Below are 15,913 nucleotides of genomic sequence, written 5' to 3'. Positions count from 1 at the left end.
AATCGGGCATCCGCAACAGGAGACCGTTCCAGCATGACCGAGACGCGCCCACCGCTGCCGCCGTTCGACGCCTTGTCCGCGGCGAAGAAGGCGCGCGGCGCCGAGGATGCCTGGAACACCCGCGATCCCGAGCGGGTGTCGCTCGCCTACACCCCCGACAGCTGGTGGCGGAACCGTTCCGAGTTCCTGACCGGGCGGCCGGCGATCGTCGCGTTCCTGACGCGCAAGTGGGAGCGCGAGCGCGAGTACCGCCTGATCAAGGAGGTCTGGGCCTTCCACGAGAACCGGATCGCGGCGCGCTTCGCCTACGAATGGCACGACGCGTCCGGGCAGTGGTTCCGCTCGCACGGCAACGAGCAGTGGGAATTCACCGAAACGGGCCTGATGCGCCGCCGCGAGGCCAGCATCAACGACGTCGCGATCGACGCGTCCGAGCGCAAGTTCCACTGGCCGCAAGGACCGCGCCCGGCCGACCATCCGGGCCTGAGCGACCTCGGCCTGTGACCGCGTTTCGCGGTTCGCCCGCGTTCCTGTAGAAGCCCGCGCGTCGCGATGCCGGCGCGAAAGGATGCCGATGACCGAACTGCCCAACGTGCACGTCCGTGCCGAAGTCCTGGCCCAGGCGCTGCCCCACATGCAGCGCTACGACCAAGAGATCGTGGTCATCAAGTATGGCGGGCATGCCATGGGCGACGCTTCGGCGGCCGAGGACTTCGCCGAGGACATCGTGCTGCTCGAGCAGTCGGGCGTGAAGCCGATCGTCGTCCACGGCGGCGGCCCGCAGATCGGCCGGATGCTCGACCGGCTCGGCATCCAATCCGAGTTCCGCGGCGGCCTTCGCGTCACCGACGAGGCCACCGTCGAGGTGGTCGAGATGGTTTTGGCCGGGTCGATCAACAAGCAGATCGTCGGCTGGATCTCGGCCGAGGGCGGCCGGGCGATCGGCCTGTGCGGCAAGGACGGGAACATGGTCCGCGCCAAGCGGGCGTCGAAGACCGTGATGGACCCCGAGAGCCGGGAGATGCAGACGGTGGACCTCGGCCTCGTCGGCGAGCCCGAGCATGTCGAGCGCGGCGTCCTCGACGCGGTGTTGAAGGCCGAGCTGATCCCGGTCCTGGCGCCGGTGGCGTACGGTGCCGACGGCAAGACCTACAACGTCAACGCCGACACCTTCTCCGGCGCCATCGCCGGCGCGCTGCGGGCCAAGCGCCTGCTGCTGCTCACCGACGTGCCGGGGGTGCTCGACAAGGACAAGAACCTGATCCCGGAGCTGACGGTCGAGGATTGCCGGCGGCTCATCGCCGACGGCACTATCACCGGCGGCATGATCCCGAAGATCGAGACCTGCATCTACGCGATCGACCAGGGCGTCGAGGCGGTCGTCATCCTCGACGGCAAGGTCAACCACGCGGTGCTACTCGAGCTCTTCACCGATTACGGCGCCGGCACCCTGATCCGCCGAAGCTGACGGACGAACGCACCATCGAAAGCGCCCGGGTCGTGCTTCGGCCCGGGCGACCGCATCGCGCCCCGCGGTCATTTTCGGAGACCGGACATCTCGAACAGAACCATACCCGGCGAGAGCCACGTGACGGCCCCGGATGCGCGCGGCTTCGAGGCCGTCGACACCTGGGTGTTCGACCTCGACAACACCCTCTACCCGAGCGACGCCATGGTGTGGCCGCAGGTGGACGAGCGCATCACGCTGTTCGTGATGCAGCTCTACGGCCTCGACGGGCTCTCGGCGCGTGCGCTGCAGAAGTATTTCTACCACCGCTACGGCACGACGCTGAAGGCGCTGATGGTCGAGGAGAACGTCGACCCGCACGCCTTCCTCGACTTCGCCCACGACATCGACCACGCGACGATCCGGCTCGACCCGGCTCTGGGCGACGCGATCGAGCGGCTGCCCGGGCGCAAGCTGATCCTCACGAACGGCTCGCGCAGGCACGCCGAGAACGTCGCGAAGAGCCTCGGCATCCTCGACCATTTCGAGGACGTGTTCGACATCGCCGCCGCCGACTTCGTGCCCAAGCCCGAGCGCGCGACCTACGAGCGTTTCCTCGCGCAGCATCGGGTCGACCCGACGCGGGCGGCCCTGTTCGAGGACATCGCCCGCAACCTCGCGGTGCCCCACCAGATGGGGATGGCCACCGTCCTCGTGGTTCCGGCCGCGATCGACCCCTACCGCGAGGCGTTCGAGCAGGAGGCAGTGCGGGGGGCGCATATCGACCACATCACCAACGACCTCGCCGGCTTCCTGCGCAGCTGCGTCCTCCCGGTGGCGAAGGACGCCGCGTGAGCCTCGCCGCCGCCAAGGCGCCGAGCCTCGCCGAGATCGAGGATCTGGCGCAGGCGGCCTTCGCCGCGCTGCCGGCGGAATTCCGGGCGCTGGCGAAGGACGTCCGCATCGTCGTCGACGATTTTCCCGACGACGACACGCTGACAGAAATGGCTTGCGACTCGGAGTTCGACCTGCTCGGCCTGTTCCGCGGCATCGGGCTGGCCCAGGCGGGCGAGACCGTGACGGGCCAGATGCCGAACACCGTCTGGCTCTATCGCCGGCCCCTGCTGGATTACTGGGCCGAGCACGACGAGACGCTCGGCCACCTCGTCGCCCACGTGCTGATCCACGAGATCGGCCACCATGTCGGGCTCTCGGACGCCGACATGGCCGGCATCGAGGCGGCGGCCGACCTCTGACCCGTCAGGCGCGCGGCGGCTCGCCCGGCGTCGGCAGCTTCAGGCGGCTGACCTTCGGGCGCCGCGTGCGGAACTGGCCGCGCTCGATCGCGACGAAGACCAGGATGGTGATGGCGAGCGTCGTCAGCCACCACACCACCGTGAGCCCGACGCCGATGCAGGCGATGGTGAAGGCGGCGGCGAAGCCCGCCATCGCCCCGGGAACCAGCAGCGGCACGTCGCGGCCCGCCCGGCGAATCGAAGCGTAGAGGGCGAAGGCGGCGGCGAGCGCCCCGACGACGCCGAGCTCGTACCACATGGCGAACAGCGCCGTGCTCGGGGCGTTCACCGGGATCAACCCGAAGACCCGGCCGCGCAGCGCCGTCTCGAAGCCGTGGCCGGTGATCAGCCGGACCGGCTCGGTGGTCACGATCCGCTGCCAGCTCTTCAGCGTCAGCACGCCGGGGCTGAGCGGCCCGAACAGGGCGGCGCCGATCGGTCGCGCCAGGAACGGCAGCAGCGGCGCCACGGCGAGCAGGCCGGCGGCTAGGCCCGCGGTGAGGCCGACGCCGAGGCGCGGCCGGAAGCTCGTCACGGCGAAGGCGAGGGCGCCGATCGCCAGCGCCGCGATCTGCCCGACGTTCGGCGAGACCGCCAGCGCCACGGCGACCACCACGGCGAGGCCCAGCGCCTCGCGGTCGCGCCGGCGCGAGCGCAGCCACGCCACCGAGGGCCAGAGCAGCAAGGCCAGGAGGGTGAGGCCGCGGTCGAGCGCGTTGTCGTCGTCGGGCACGCCGCGCATCAGGGTGTCGCCGAACAGGCCGAGCACGATGGCGACGATCGCCGCCGCGGTGACGCCGAGCGGCAGCAGGTAGAGGTTGGCCGAGCGCATCCGGTCCGGCAGCGCCATGTAGCCGGCGAGGGTCAGCAGGATCGTCGCGACGAGGTTGGCGAAGCGCTCGGAGGCGGCGCCGGGGAACGGCGTCCAGACCAGCGACAGCGCCATCCACACCAGCACGAGCAGGCCGGCGAGGAAGGCCGGCGCGCGCAGCAGCCGGGCGCTGCCCGACAGCAGCGGGCGCTGGCGCCCGTCGATGGCGCTGGCGATGATCAGCAGCGCGACCGCGATCGGGGCGAGGATCACCGTGGCGCGGCGCGCCACCTGCGCCACCACCGGCACGATCACGAACAGCCCGAAGAACCCGACGCGGCGCAGGAGCGCGGCCGCATCGAGCGCCGGGTCGATCGTTTGGGTGGATGGGCGCGCCATGGTGCGACTCGAAACCAGCGTGACGGCGACGTGCCCGGGAAACCCGGCCGCGCCCGTCCTTGCCTTCCCGCTTAAGCAAGCCGCGCGCTAGGGGCTGTAGACGCCCGGCCACACAGGGGCGCCGACGTCGCCCGCCTCAGGCGGTCGTGACTTCCGTCCGCGGCCGGCGGCGGACCACGCGGCGACCGACGTCGGACAGCACGCGCCAGCCGCCCCAGGCGGCGAGGAACCCGAGCAGCCCGGCCACCACCCCGTCCGTCGTGGTCGGCAGCGCCGGGTCGTAATCCTGGTAGGTGGCGCGGGCGAGCGGCACGTCCGGGTCGCGGATCACGGCGGCGAGCCGCCCGAGCGGGCTCGTGGCCGAGGCCAGCGCCTGCTGCTGCGCCGAAAGCCGGGCGAGCCGCTCGATGTCGTAGCGCGCCGCCTCGCCCCGCCGCGCGACCAGGGTGTCGGGGTTGGTGCGAAGCCGGTCGACCGCCCCGTCGCGGGTGTTGCCGGTGGCCTTGGCGTCGGAATCGAGCGTCGCGATCTCGCGCTTCAGCTCGTCGAGGGCGCCGCCGAGGCGCTGGGCGTATTGCTGGGCGAATTCGGGGCCCTGCGCCGCCAGCCCGCCGCCGAGGAGGCCGAGCGCCAGACCGAGGGTGCGGAAGACACGGAACACGGCATCGCCTCGTCGAAATGGTCGTTGCAGAAGAGCACGGCGACGGCGGCAGTTCCAGAACCCGGTCGGATTCAGGCCGGCAGGGTCAGCAGGCCCGCCGCGCCGTCGACGCATCCGAAGGCCAGCCGCCCGCCCTTCGCGTCCCAGGCGAGCGCCGAGATCGCGCTGCCCTTCACCGCCGGGCGGACCAGCAGCTCCGAGGCGTCGGTGAAGCGCACGAGCAGGATGCAGCCGTCCTCGTAGCCCATCGCCAGCACCAGGGCCTTGGGGTGGAACGCGACGCGCGAGACGCGGGCCGGGCGCACCCCGCACTCCCGCGGGGCCTTGCCGGTCGGGCCCTCCTTCGAATCGAACGGCCAGACGATCGCGGCCTCCGCGCCGCTGGTGGCGAGCCAGTGCCCGTCCGACGACCACGACACCGAGCGCACCTTGGCCGGGTAGCCCGACATCCGCATGTGGCCGCGGTCCGGCTGCAGGCGCCAGCCGTGCAGCGCGTTCTCCTGCATGGTCGAGACGACGAAGCGCCCGTCGGGCGACCACGTCACGTCGATGTGCGAGCCCTTCCACTCGACCATCTCGGCCGGGGTCTCGTGGTTCGGGTACCAGAGCGAGACGCCGTTGTAGTGCGACGCCGCGAGCCGGTAGCCCTTCGGGGCGAAGGCGAGGCCGCGGGCGGTGGAGGGGGCGGTGAGGGTCCGCTCGCGCCCCTTGGCGTCGCGGGCGACCACGCTGCGCCCGGCGGCGTAGGCGACCGACCCGTCGGGGTGCAGCGCCAGCGCATCGATCCAGGCGCCGCCCTTGGCGGTGGCGACCTCGGACAGGGTGCCGTCGGCCCCGATCGCCACGACGCGCCCGTCGTCGCCGCCGGTGACGAGGCGGTTAGCATCGCCGGCGGCAGCGAGGATGCCGGCCTCGGGATGGGCGGCGAGGCGGCTCGAGGTGCCGTCGCGGCTCAGGACGATCGTGCCGTCGCCGAGCGCCAGCAGCAGCGCGTCCTTCACGAAGTGCGCGGCGACGACGTGGGCGCCCGCCTCGATCGGCGCGACGTGGGTGGTCAGCGAGGTGTTGCTCATCGGGCGACTCGATCGGAACGAAGGCGGACAGGACGGGTGCGGAACGGGATCAGGCGGCGGGCGGCTCGGACATCATCGCGCGGTGGCGGAGCGCGAAGATCGCGGCGACCAGCGCGAGAACGCCCGATATCGCCGCCGGGATCACCAGGGCATAGAGGTCGAGGCTGGCATAGGCCACGGCGCCGGCGAGGGCGCCGACCAGGAGGGCGGCCCAGACCGCCCCGTCCCCGACCCAGCCGAAGGGCGGCCCGGTGCGGGTGAGCGCCTGCGCGATCTTCTGCCCGAGGCTGAACAGCGCTCCGGTGACGAAGGTGGTGCCGGCGCGAAACCCCTTCACCTGCGCCAGCACGGCGTTCTGCGAGCCCATCGCCACCGCCATGAAGAACGAGGCGATGCCGAGCTCCGGGATCGCGAGGCCGACGCCGAGGGCGGCCAGGATCAGCAAGGCCTCGTAGCCGAGCACCGCCGGCGTCGCCCAGGGGAAGGGGACCAGGATCGACAGCCCGCTGCCGAGGACCGCGCCGGCGAGGAACCCGCCGATCAGGACCGCCGGCAGCACCACGTGCGCGAAGTCGGCGTGCCCGAGGAAGACCGAGAGCTGCGTGGTGTTGCCGCTCATGAACGAGGTGTAGAGGCCGCCGAGGCGCACGAAGCCGAGGGCGTCGACGTATCCAGCGAGCGCCGTCAGCACGAGGCCGGTGCCGAGCTGCCAGGACCGGCTCACGAAACCCGATCCGGTGCGCGTTCCGTCAACACTCGGTTAACCATTCCCAGCGCCTCGTCCAGGGGCGGGCGGGCAGGGTTAAGGCTTCGCTCACCAAACCTCGGCAATTCGATGCAATCACGGCGAACGCCGGAGCACAGGGCCCCGTTGGTCTTGCGATCCGGCTGCGGGACCTTCGTTCCGCGCCGGGTGAGTTGGAGTTGCGTCATGATGTCCTTCGCCTGCGCCGCCATCGGCCTGCCGAGCTACCTCGACCGCGCGCCCACCACCGTCCTGGTGGTGGAGGACGAGCCGTTCGTCTGCGAACTGGCGGCGGAGGCGCTGCTCGACGAGGGCTACCGCGTCCTGACCGCCGCGGATGCCTGGGAAGCCGAGGCGATCCTCGCCCGGGAGACCGTCGATCTGCTCTTCACCGATATCGATCTCGCCCGCAACACGAACGGGATCACGCTGGCGCGGGCCGCCCGGGCGCATTGCCCCTCGCTCCCGGTGGTCTACACCTCCGGCGGCCGCGCCTGCCTCTCGCAGGGCGAGGCCGTCCCCGAATCGATCTTCGTGCCGAAACCCTATCGACCGAGCCAGCTGGTCGCGCTCACGAACGACATCCTGCGCAGCCACGCCCACCACGCCTGATCCCGATCCCTCGACGCACGACGCCCGGAACCCTGACGCATGCGCCTCGCTCACGCCGCCCTCCTGATGCTCGCCGCCGGCCTCGCCACGCCGGTCGAAGCCGCCTGCGACGTGAAGGGCGCCAAGATCGAGGAGACGATCGCCCGGAAGAGCGAGCTGCAGGAAGCCGCCAACAAGCAGACGGTGCGCGACCTGCGCACGCTGCGCGACGCGGCGATCGTGCTCGAAACCTATTCCTACGTCACCGAGTGCGAGCGCGTTCTGGAGATCGTGAAGACCCTGGCCGCCGACCCGGAAAAGACGATCGAGAAGGGCGACACCGACGAGGAGAAGGCCGAGGACCTGCAGGAGGCGCGCAAGCCCAAGCCCGCCTTGGAGCCGGCCGCGCCGGCCAAGCCCAAATGACTAAGCCCAAATGATCACGCCCACATGATGGGGAAGCCCGGGTCGGTCCGCCTCTACCAGCCGAACCGCGCGATCCGGGCGAGCTGCGCCTTGCCGGCGGCCTCGTCCCGGCCGAGGAGCGCGACCCGCTCGGACAAGCCGTAGGCGGTCGGCGAGAACGGCAGCGACAGCAGCACGACGCCCTCGGTCCGCGATCGGTTCACCGAGGCGATCAGGCAGGCGATCACGGGATCGTCCTCGGGCGCGCCGACGCAGTCGGCCCGCGGGCTGCCGAACAGCGGCCGGTTCGGCAGCGTCAGCTGGATCGTGGTGCCGCCGCGCCGGTCGGGGGCCGGCGGCAGGCTGTAGCTGCGCACGAACAGGGCCGGGACCAGCACCAGCAGCGCCAGGACGACGAGAGCCTTGCGCATGGCCTCAGCCCGGCTCGTCGAAGCGGCTGCGGAAGAACACCTCGCGCCCGGCGCCGTCGATCACCCGGACCGCCTCCGCCGGCCCGCCCGAACGCTGCGGGACGCGGGCGCGGGCGAACAGGCGCAAGGCGCGTTCCTGCGCGCCCTCGAGCCCGGCGCTGCGCACCGAGATCCGCGTCTGGACGTCGCCCGGCTCGGGGCCGAGGACTTCGATGTGAAAGGTCTCGCGCACCGCCGTGCCTCTGCCCTAACTCGGACGCATCGTCCACCGTCGCGAGACCTTCGCCCGTGAGCCCACTCAAGATCGCCGCCGCGGTCGCCGTCTGCGCCCTGCTGTTCTGGCTCGGCCTGCGCATCACCCGCGTGATGGTCGACCTCGGCATCCGCGCCGGGCATGCCGAGGCGCGCCGGCGCGAGGAGGAGGAGCGCTGAGCCCCTATCCGACGGGCAGCGGCGCAGTGCCGTAGGCCTCCGCCATGCGCGCGATCGCCGCGAGCTTGTCCGAGAGCGCCGACCAGTCGTCGGACGACGCGATCGGCGCCCAGAGCGCCTCGACCTCGTCGATCAGCAGCGTGCACGGCCGCGCCTGCGCGAAGTAGGGGTGGGCGAGGTTCGCCCCGGCGGCGGGCGCCATGCCCTGCAGGGCCGCGCGCACCGGCGCGAAGCTCTCGCCGGCATAGAGCGCGGCGGACGGGCTCGCCGCGGCACGGTCCGCGCTGGCCGTCCCGCCGTACCAGTCGAAGAACGTCTGCTCGAACGGGGCGCCGCTCTCGGCCAGGAAGCGCCAGAACGCCCCGACCAGGCGATCGGTCGCCTCCTCGCCCGCCTCAGCGAGCCCGAGCCGCGCGAGCAACGCGTCCGCGAACCCCTCCTGCAGGGCCGGGCCGAAGCCCTTGAGGACGGCTTTGAGATCCGCCTGCGGCGCCAGCGTCAGCAGGCAATCCGCCAGCCGGGCGAGGTTCCAGTACAGCGCCTCCGGCTGCCGGCCGAAGCTGTAGAGCCCTTGCGTGTCGAAGTAGGCCGCGGTGAAGTTCGGGTCGTAGGCCGGCAGCCAGCGCCACGGGCCGTAATCGAAGCTCTCGCCGGTGACGTTGATGTTGTCGGTGTTGAGCACGCCGTGGACGAAGCCGGCCGCCGCCCATTGCGCGCCCATCCGGGCGACGCGCCGCGTGACCTCACCGAGGAACGCGACGGCCCGCTCGGCCACCGACTCGCGCCAGAGATCGGGCATGTGGGTGGCGATCGTGTGATCGAGCAGCCGCGCGACGTTGCCCGGCTCGTCGAGCGCCAGGAAGCGCTGGAAGCTGCCGATGCGGATGTGGCCGTGGCTCAGGCGCACCAGCACGGCCGAGCGGGTGGGGGAGGGCTCGTCGCCGCGCTCCAAAGCCTCGCCGGTCTCGATCAGGCTGAAGCTCTTGGAGGTGTTCACGCCCTGCGCTTCGAGGAGCGCGGTGGCCAGCACCTCGCGCACGCCCCCCTTCAAGGTCAGGCGCCCGTCGCCGGCCCGCGACCACGGCGTCGTGCCGCTGCCCTTGGTGGCGAGATCGAGCAGGCGCCCGTCGCGTAGGTCGTGCAGCTGCGCAAAGAGGAAGCCGCGCCCGTCGCCGAGATCGGGGTTGTACGAGCGGAACTGATGGCCGTGATAGCGCAGGGCCAGCGGCGCCGGGAACGAGCCGGGCAGCGGCTCGAACCGGCCGAACCGCGCGATCCACTCGGCGTCCGACAGCCCGTCGAGGCCGACGCGCGCGGCCCAGGGCTGGTTGCGGACGCGCAGGATGGTCTCGGGAAAGCGCGCGGCCTCGACCACGTCGAAGAAGTCGCCGCCGAGGTCGGCATGGCGGCGGGAGGGCCGCGCCGCGTGGGATGGGAGGTCTGACAAGGAAACGGCCCTCGCTGGGTTCCGGCATTAGAACGACACGCAGTGCGATAAGCCGCCCCGGCCCGATCCGTTGCGGCCCGGCGGAAGCGACGCAAACCGGTCCCGAAAAAACCCGGGCTCCATCCCGAAACAGGGCGTTGACACCGCAAGCCGCCGTTCCCTATACCGCCGATCTCCGAACCGGCCGCCTGCCCGAGCAGACGGCCGCGGGCTGGGGCGGGGTAGCTCAGCTGGTTAGAGCAGAGGAATCATAATCCTCGTGTCGGGGGTTCGAGTCCCTCTCCCGCTACCATTTCTTGAACCCGCCCAGTCTCGACGTGGCGGGTTTTTTCATGCCCGCAGGGCACTCCGAAGCCGTGCTGCAAAGCGCGATCGCCGATGCGACGCGGCGGGGGTGATCGCGGCCGCCTCGGGCGGACGGCGCGTCGGGGATCCGGGAGGGACGTCATGCGCTGGATCGTGCCGACCGCGATCGTTCTCGCCGCGCTTCCGGCGGCCGCCCGCGCCGCCGGCGATCCGAGCCGGGACGTGCTCTGGGCGGCGCTGAAGACCTGCGTCCTCGCCAAGAGGCTCGCCGACCGGACCTTTCCCTGCCTCGACGTCGATCTCGGCGACAAGGACCGGCCTGGAACGGCGGTGCTGCGCGCGCCGGGCGAGCCGACCCACGTCGTCGTGATGCCGACGGACACGGTCGCCGGGCTCGAGGCGCCGGTACTGCGCGGGGCGCGGGGGATCGCCTACTGGCGCGCCGCCCTCGCGGCCCGGCGCTTCGCATCCGCCCCGCTGAAGGGCCGCGTGCCGGTGGAGGAGGTCGGCCTCGCGGTGAACTCGGCCCGGGGCCGAAGCCAGGACCAGCTCCACATCCATCTCGACTGCATCAAGCCGCGGGTGCTGGCCGCCCTGCGGACGCACGGCCACGGCATCCGCGCCACCTGGGCGCCGTTCCCAGTTCCCCTCGCGGGCGACCGCTACCTCGCCCTGCGGGTGACGGCTGCCGAGGCGGAACGCTTCAACCCGTTCGCGGCGCTCGTCCGCCTGCCGGGGCGTCGGGACCTGCGGCAGACCAGCCTCGCGGCGGTCGCGACCCCGGCCGGCGATCCGGATCCCGGCTACTACGTGCTGGCCTACCGGGCGCCGCGGGCGAGCGCCGAGGACCTGATGGATCACACCTGCGGGGCGGCTACCGGAGCCGCGACGCCGTAGGCCGTGTGCCGCCGGCGTCGACCGTCATCCGCAGGTCGCTCCGTGCCGTCGAGCCGAACCGGATCGGGGCCGACGAGGCGAAGCGTCATCACGCGCGAGCGCCTTCGCGCGACAACCGGTTGCCTCGACAAGGCGATCCCGGCGCTTATCCTCCACCGATGCGCTTTCCCGAAGCCAGCCGTCACCACGTCCAAGGCGGCCTGCCGCTCGATCGTCCGGATGCCTGAGACGTCGGACCGATCGCCGCGCTGCGTCCACTACGTCGGCTTCAAGGACGATCGCTACTGGAACGCCGTCCGGATCTTCGGCGGTCCCCGGGTGATCCACCGCCGCTGGGATTGGTTCGCGGTCCACGATGTCGGGCCCGACGACGTGGTCGTGTTCGCCGAGGGCGATGCCAGCCAGCCGATGGCGGCGTGGAACGCGACCGACATCGACGAACGCTGGCTCACCTGAGCCGCCGGCCCGCCGTACGCCGGACCATGATCGGGCTGCGGCACTCGAAGCAGCGCGAGCGTGCGAACCGAACCCGGATGGCGGCCGTTGATGCGCCATGACCGATCCGACATCCGCCCCAGCGTCCGACGCGATCATCGACGCCCGCCGCCGCGAGATGGCGGTCGAGCACCTGCTGTTCGGCACGATCCGCTTCGTCGCGCAGCGCCATCCGGAGCTCCTCGACGAGCTCGACGGCAGCCTCGACCACCTGTGGGACAAGGCCCACGGCGAGGCCCGCGACGACGAGGCGGTGCGCGAGATCGCGCGGCGCTTCATCAAGAGCCTGCACGCCGAGAGCTAGCAGCCGCACGGCCGCCCGCGACCTCTCGGGTTCGATGTCCCACAGGGCCGCCTTCGAGGCGGGCGGTGCCGCAGGCGGCCGGCACCGCCAGCCGCGGACCGATGCGGCCAGTGGAGAACGCATCCTCGCGCGTCGGCCGCTGTTCATGCCGGTGCCGTCGGCCTCGGCGCGTAAGCGGCGCCGTCGCATAACCCGCCGAGGTCCGGCCCCGGCAAGCGCGAGGACCGAAACCCGCACTTAATTTCTTGCTTTGGGAGTGCCGGCGCGTCCGCCAGCCGACCGGCACCTTGCAGCGCGGGTGCAGCGCGAAACTTCAGGACGTGCGGCACCCCGCAGGCGCCTTGGATCGCGTCGATCAGGTCGATCGCAACAACCCGCCTCTGCAGGTCGACCGCCGTGTCGAGATGTGGCCCGAACGCGCCCGCGCCGACCTTGCCGACCTGGATGTCGATCCGACGGAACGGCCGCAAGGGGCTCGGCAGCGATGGCCGCCACCGCCTCAGGATCGGTTGCGTCGGTCGGGGTCGCGACCACCTCGTCGTCGCCGACCCGGAACTCACGACCGCGTGGCATCGGGCCCACCGATACGGCGCGCGGCCGGAACGGCGCAGCCCGCGCGCGCCATGAACGCCCCAGCGGCCGCATGGGCGATACCGCTCGATGCGCCGGTCAGGACGACGGTCACCATTTGAGTTCGGACATGCTCGCGCTCCGTCGCGACGTGCTTCGCGAGGCGAGCAGGTCCAGGTTCGCGTCCTGCGCGCGACCCTTACGACATAGGCGTTTGCCGGGTTGGGGTGCCACGGCCAGATCGTGCAGGCGAGAAGAAGCTTGACCGCAGCAACTAGTACGAACGCATTATACTAGGAAATCCGGCCTATGACTTATGTCATATGCGCGTTCTTAAGTTTGTTGAAGTCAAAGGACGGAATTTATCGTAATAGAGCGCAATGCAGGTGCATCTCGTTACGCTCGGCTCACACGGCGACGTTCTGCCGTTCCTTGCGCTCGCCTCCGCGCTCAAGCGGCGCGGTCATGCCGTCGCCCTGGCGGCGCCGGCGCCGTTCGGCGGGCTGGCGAAGCGGGCCGGCGTCGATTTCCACGCTCTCGGCACGCAGGCGGATTACGAGCGCACCATCCGGCACCCGGATCTCTGGCATCCGCGGCGCGGGGTCGCACCGCTTCTGCAGACCCTGTCCTCGGCGACCGAGCCGGTGTTCGACTGGCTGCGCACACGGTGGTCGGCCGAGGGCGGGGTCGTCGTGGCATCGCCCAACAGCCTCGGCGCCCGCGTCGCGCAGGACAAGCTCGGCCTGCCCCTGGTGACGCTCCACGTCGCGCCGTTCCTGATCGAGAGCCGCCGCGACGCCCCCGTTCTTCCGGGCCTGCCGCTGGCGCACCTCCTGCCGTCGCGCACGCGGCATTGGCTCGGACGGGGCGGGGATCGCTACGTCGTCGACCCGGCGGTGCTGCCCGGCCTGAACGCGTTTCGGGCGACCCTAGGCCTGCCGCCGGTCCGCCGGCTGCGCCACTGGTGGAACAGCCCGACGCGGATGGTGCTCACCTGCCCGGACTGGTTCGCCGAGCCGCAGCCCGATTGGCCCGAGCAGGCCGTGCAGGTCGGCTTTCCGCTCTCGGATCGCTTCGGTGACCGGGACGGGCTCGACCCGGAGGTGGCGGCCTTCCTCGACGCGGGCGCGCCGCCCATCGCCTTCACCTACGGCTCGGGAATGCGCCAGGGTCGGGCGTTCTTCCGCACCGCGACCGCTCTGTGTCGGCGCATGGGCCGCCGCGGCATCCTGCTGGCGCCGCAGGCCGATCAGGTCTTCGACACCCTGCCGCCGGAGATCCGGCACGTGGCCTACGCGCCGTTCAGCGCGCTGCTGCCGCACTGTGCCGCCCTGGTCCATCACGGCGGCATCGGCACCGTGGCGCAGGCGCTCACCGCCGGCATCCCGCAGCTCGTCGTTCCGGTGGCGTTCGATCACTTCGACGAAGCCGCCCGCCTGAGGAAGCTCGGCGTGGGGGCGACGCTGAGCCGTCGCCGGTTCACGCCGTCACGCGGCGCGCGCGTCATGGATCGGCTCCTGACCTCCCCGACCGTGGCGCACGCCTGCCGCGAGGCCGCGCAGCGGGTCGCGCACGAAGACGGGCTCGGCGCGACCTGCGATGCCGTCGAGCAGGCGATCGCGGCGTGAGCCCCGGCATGACCACGAAACGTCGGTCGCACCCGGTGACGGGCGACGGCCCGGCCGATTGAGCGGTCGCGACCGTCGGGTTGGCCGCCTGAGTGAGGTCAGGCTCGCGACCGCGACCTCCGCGGCACCTGACCACAGGCTCCGAACCGGGTGGCGAACGGACGGTTGGCCTCGCGACCATGGGTGGCATGGGCGGGACTGCCCGGCATGTCGCGACGAAGGAGGTTCCGGGTGCCGTTTTCACCGAACAAGGCGATCTGCGTCCTCGGCTGCGTCGCCTGCCTACTGGGGCCGGCATGGCCTGCCGCGGCGCAGAGCACGGGCTACGTCACCGGCTTTCCGGGCAAGGATCCGGCCGGCGACGACGAGATCGGATGGGGGCCGGCCTACAGGCCGGAGACGAGCTTCTCGCAACCCGGCACGCCGCCGACGCCCGGCGATTTCGCGGGCGCGGCCTATCGGGCGCGCACGGGCCGCGGGCCCTACGACGACGTGCAGAACGTCCGTAGCATGCGGCAGGTCCGTACAGAGCCCAGCGAGCGGTTCGCGACGGCATCGCAGCGCATCGTCCGCGCGCGTCGGATCGGCAAGCGGTCAGCGGCCGCACACGGCCACGTCCGGCACCGGGCGGCACGGCAGGCGATCCGATGAAGGGGCCCTTTCGCGTCGACCGCGACGCGTCCTCCGCGCGAGGGCGACGCTACAGGAAGTCGATCTTCCGGGCGAAATAGTCGCTGTGCGGATTGACGCCCATCGGCTCGGACGAGACGAAGGGCCGGGCCGCCTGGAACACGATCATCGCCATGATGGCCGCCATCGACCCACCGACCGGTGCCGATACGATGGCCAGGACCGGCGAGTATTTCCAGAGCAGCAGAGTCGTGATCGCGAGCCCGACGGCCGACGCCAGCACGATCCGAAAGATGCAGCATTCCGACGGTTGCATGCTTGCCTCCCAACCTGGGCACGTAAATCATAGGTTGTTAACATTGCCAAACATTCAATCGTGCCGTGTGTGCGTACTCATCCGCAAGGCATGACCGTGGCTTACCGCGTGCGGGCTTCGGCCTCGCGGTTTTTCGGAAGGCTGTTGCACCCCGGTCACGCTGGATCACGGCGGGCAACGCTCCGCCGGCGGCGTCTCCCGCGATCGTCCTGGCACCGACCTTGCTTCGAATGGTGCACCGCGACGTGTTGCGATGCAGCGTGCGCACCGGCACGTCACGGCCGAGGTCGGATCGCCATATTCGGGTAGACGCAGATCACGGCGCGGCTGCACCGCCGGCGGATCGCTTCGCCACAACCGGTAAGGATGCCAAGCATGAAACTGAAGCTGTTCAGCTACGCGATGATCGGGGCCTTCGCTTTCGGCCTCGTTGCGACCGTCATCGGGACGGCCAGCGTGATTGTCGGCTTCTGATCGAAGGACTTGGGGCGCGATTCGAGGCGTGCGCGGCGGGGCCGGGTCCCGCCGCGCGCGTCCCATGCTGGATCGGACCCACGCATTCAGGGCCCTGGTTCGGCGGTGATCGAACGCTAGGTGCATATGCTTGAGCGACGGCGATCCGCCGGCGCGAGCCGGACACCGTCCCATGGCCCTGGAAAAGCATTCCGATCAGGATGCGCACCTTTCCGCCACCGATCCGAACATCGTGGCCTTCGCCATGATCGAGGGTGGGCGGGTGATCCACGTCGAGATCCCGGTCGACGTGATGCATGCCGAGTTCGGCGCGACCAAGCTCGGGCCGGTCGACTTCTTCGAGTCGCATCGTGCCGTGATCGAGGGAACCGCGAAGCAGACTTATGAGCGCCTGTCCGAGCCGAGCGACCGCGTTCGGATCGGTGCTGCGGATTTTGCCGCGCCGGGCTCGCGGGCCAATGCGGCGGACGAGGTGACCTGACCGAGGACGACCCGTCGAGGCTCCCCGGCTTGAACGCGACCGGCATCGCGGATCATGCCGTCGGCGCCGCTCGGA

At 71.2% G+C, this 15,913-nt stretch carries 22 protein-coding genes and 1 tRNA gene; 14 read left to right on the top strand and 9 right to left on the bottom strand.

Annotated features, from left to right (window positions below; all coding sequences use genetic code 11):
- The first annotated feature begins 33 nt into the window (after positions 1-33).
- The 4 genes from MKK70_RS18945 to MKK70_RS18930 all read left to right on the top strand — a co-directional run bounded on the left by MKK70_RS18945 (position 34) and on the right by MKK70_RS18930 (position 2,703).
- Positions 34-504, top strand: coding sequence for a DUF1348 family protein (locus tag MKK70_RS18945; RefSeq protein ID WP_147858225.1), 471 nt, complete (start codon positions 34-36; stop codon positions 502-504).
- Positions 505-574: 70 nt separating this feature from the next.
- A complete protein-coding gene (gene argB / locus MKK70_RS18940; protein ID WP_147727765.1) occupies positions 575-1,468 on the top strand; it encodes an acetylglutamate kinase in 894 nt (297 codons plus the stop codon).
- Between the two features lie 120 nt (positions 1,469-1,588).
- Complete coding sequence (locus MKK70_RS18935; RefSeq protein ID WP_243949331.1) at positions 1,589-2,302, top strand: pyrimidine 5'-nucleotidase; 714 nt, start codon at positions 1,589-1,591, stop codon at positions 2,300-2,302.
- Positions 2,299-2,703: a metallopeptidase family protein gene (locus MKK70_RS18930; protein ID WP_147727767.1), complete on the top strand. Its 405-nt coding sequence runs from the start codon at positions 2,299-2,301 to the stop codon at positions 2,701-2,703. The genes MKK70_RS18935 and MKK70_RS18930 overlap by 4 nt, the downstream gene beginning before the upstream one ends.
- 4 nt (positions 2,704-2,707) lie before the next feature.
- Here the strand turns inward: MKK70_RS18930 and MKK70_RS18925 are convergent, their stop codons facing one another.
- The 4 genes from MKK70_RS18925 to MKK70_RS18910 all read right to left on the bottom strand — a co-directional run bounded on the left by MKK70_RS18925 (position 2,708) and on the right by MKK70_RS18910 (position 6,410).
- Entirely contained in the window at positions 2,708-3,952 is a 1,245-nt protein-coding gene (locus tag MKK70_RS18925) for a peptide ABC transporter permease (RefSeq protein ID WP_147842045.1), read from the bottom strand.
- 136 nt (positions 3,953-4,088) lie between these two features.
- Entirely contained in the window at positions 4,089-4,613 is a 525-nt protein-coding gene (locus MKK70_RS18920; protein ID WP_147842044.1) for a DUF2937 family protein, read from the bottom strand.
- 71 nt (positions 4,614-4,684) lie between these two features.
- Positions 4,685-5,686: a WD40 repeat domain-containing protein gene (locus MKK70_RS18915; RefSeq protein ID WP_147728007.1), complete on the bottom strand. Its 1,002-nt coding sequence runs from the start codon at positions 5,684-5,686 to the stop codon at positions 4,685-4,687.
- Between the two features lie 49 nt (positions 5,687-5,735).
- On the bottom strand, positions 5,736-6,410 hold the full coding sequence (locus MKK70_RS18910; protein ID WP_243949329.1) for a YoaK family protein: 675 nt from the start codon (positions 6,408-6,410) through the stop codon (positions 5,736-5,738).
- A gap of 207 nt (positions 6,411-6,617) precedes the next feature.
- Here MKK70_RS18910 and MKK70_RS18905 point away from each other — a divergent pair, with 207 nt between their 5' ends.
- Positions 6,618-7,043 carry a response regulator gene (locus MKK70_RS18905; protein ID WP_147728008.1) on the top strand — a complete coding sequence of 142 codons (426 nt, stop codon included), beginning with the start codon at positions 6,618-6,620 and terminating at the stop codon, positions 7,041-7,043.
- 39 nt (positions 7,044-7,082) lie between these two features.
- The gene (locus MKK70_RS18900) at positions 7,083-7,448 is read left to right on the top strand and encodes a photosystem reaction center subunit H (RefSeq protein ID WP_147728009.1); all 366 of its coding nucleotides are present in this window, start codon (positions 7,083-7,085) and stop codon (positions 7,446-7,448) included.
- Between the two features lie 53 nt (positions 7,449-7,501).
- On the opposite strand, the gene MKK70_RS18895 is transcribed toward MKK70_RS18900, so the two are convergent.
- Positions 7,502-7,858 carry a hypothetical protein gene (locus MKK70_RS18895; protein ID WP_147728010.1) on the bottom strand — a complete coding sequence of 119 codons (357 nt, stop codon included), beginning with the start codon at positions 7,856-7,858 and terminating at the stop codon, positions 7,502-7,504.
- 4 nt (positions 7,859-7,862) lie between these two features.
- Entirely contained in the window at positions 7,863-8,090 is a 228-nt protein-coding gene (locus tag MKK70_RS18890) for a hypothetical protein (RefSeq protein ID WP_147844422.1), read from the bottom strand.
- A gap of 56 nt (positions 8,091-8,146) precedes the next feature.
- Here MKK70_RS18890 and MKK70_RS18885 point away from each other — a divergent pair, with 56 nt between their 5' ends.
- Positions 8,147-8,290, top strand: coding sequence for a hypothetical protein (locus MKK70_RS18885; RefSeq protein ID WP_187274659.1), 144 nt, complete (start codon positions 8,147-8,149; stop codon positions 8,288-8,290).
- 4 nt (positions 8,291-8,294) lie between these two features.
- Here MKK70_RS18885 and MKK70_RS18880 read toward each other — a convergent pair whose 3' ends face one another.
- The gene (locus MKK70_RS18880) at positions 8,295-9,737 is read right to left on the bottom strand and encodes a protein adenylyltransferase SelO (protein WP_243949327.1); all 1,443 of its coding nucleotides are present in this window, start codon (positions 9,735-9,737) and stop codon (positions 8,295-8,297) included.
- Between the two features lie 215 nt (positions 9,738-9,952).
- Between MKK70_RS18880 and MKK70_RS18875 the strand changes: the two genes are divergently transcribed.
- The 4 genes from MKK70_RS18875 to MKK70_RS18860 all read left to right on the top strand — a co-directional run bounded on the left by MKK70_RS18875 (position 9,953) and on the right by MKK70_RS18860 (position 11,739).
- Positions 9,953-10,029 (top strand) — tRNA-Met (locus MKK70_RS18875).
- 155 nt (positions 10,030-10,184) lie between these two features.
- Positions 10,185-10,940 (top strand): CDP-diacylglycerol diphosphatase, encoded by a 756-nt coding sequence (locus MKK70_RS18870; protein WP_243949326.1) that lies wholly within the window; start codon positions 10,185-10,187, stop codon positions 10,938-10,940.
- 219 nt (positions 10,941-11,159) lie between these two features.
- The gene (locus tag MKK70_RS18865; protein WP_147726758.1) at positions 11,160-11,396 is read left to right on the top strand and encodes a hypothetical protein; all 237 of its coding nucleotides are present in this window, start codon (positions 11,160-11,162) and stop codon (positions 11,394-11,396) included.
- 97 nt (positions 11,397-11,493) lie between these two features.
- Entirely contained in the window at positions 11,494-11,739 is a 246-nt protein-coding gene (locus MKK70_RS18860; RefSeq protein ID WP_187274660.1) for a hypothetical protein, read from the top strand.
- Positions 11,740-11,882: 143 nt separating this feature from the next.
- Here MKK70_RS18860 and MKK70_RS18855 read toward each other — a convergent pair whose 3' ends face one another.
- On the bottom strand, positions 11,883-12,209 hold the full coding sequence (locus tag MKK70_RS18855) for a hypothetical protein (RefSeq protein ID WP_243949325.1): 327 nt from the start codon (positions 12,207-12,209) through the stop codon (positions 11,883-11,885).
- A gap of 480 nt (positions 12,210-12,689) precedes the next feature.
- Between MKK70_RS18855 and MKK70_RS18850 the strand changes: the two genes are divergently transcribed.
- Complete coding sequence (locus tag MKK70_RS18850; protein WP_243949323.1) at positions 12,690-13,937, top strand: glycosyltransferase; 1,248 nt, start codon at positions 12,690-12,692, stop codon at positions 13,935-13,937.
- Between the two features lie 231 nt (positions 13,938-14,168).
- Complete coding sequence (locus MKK70_RS18845) at positions 14,169-14,588, top strand: hypothetical protein (protein WP_243949321.1); 420 nt, start codon at positions 14,169-14,171, stop codon at positions 14,586-14,588.
- A 49-nt stretch (positions 14,589-14,637) separates the two neighbouring features.
- On the opposite strand, the gene MKK70_RS18840 is transcribed toward MKK70_RS18845, so the two are convergent.
- Positions 14,638-14,883 carry a hypothetical protein gene (locus tag MKK70_RS18840; protein WP_147726754.1) on the bottom strand — a complete coding sequence of 82 codons (246 nt, stop codon included), beginning with the start codon at positions 14,881-14,883 and terminating at the stop codon, positions 14,638-14,640.
- 646 nt (positions 14,884-15,529) lie between these two features.
- On the opposite strand from MKK70_RS18840, the gene MKK70_RS18835 reads away from it, so the two are divergent.
- A complete protein-coding gene (locus tag MKK70_RS18835) occupies positions 15,530-15,838 on the top strand; it encodes a DUF1488 family protein (protein WP_147841014.1) in 309 nt (102 codons plus the stop codon).
- The last annotated feature ends 75 nt before the right edge of the window (positions 15,839-15,913 follow it).

Source organism: Methylobacterium sp. E-041, from assembly GCF_022829665.1.
In the GTDB taxonomy this organism is placed as follows: domain Bacteria; phylum Pseudomonadota; class Alphaproteobacteria; order Rhizobiales; family Beijerinckiaceae; genus Methylobacterium.
This window is presented reverse-complemented; position numbering and strand designations above follow the sequence as displayed.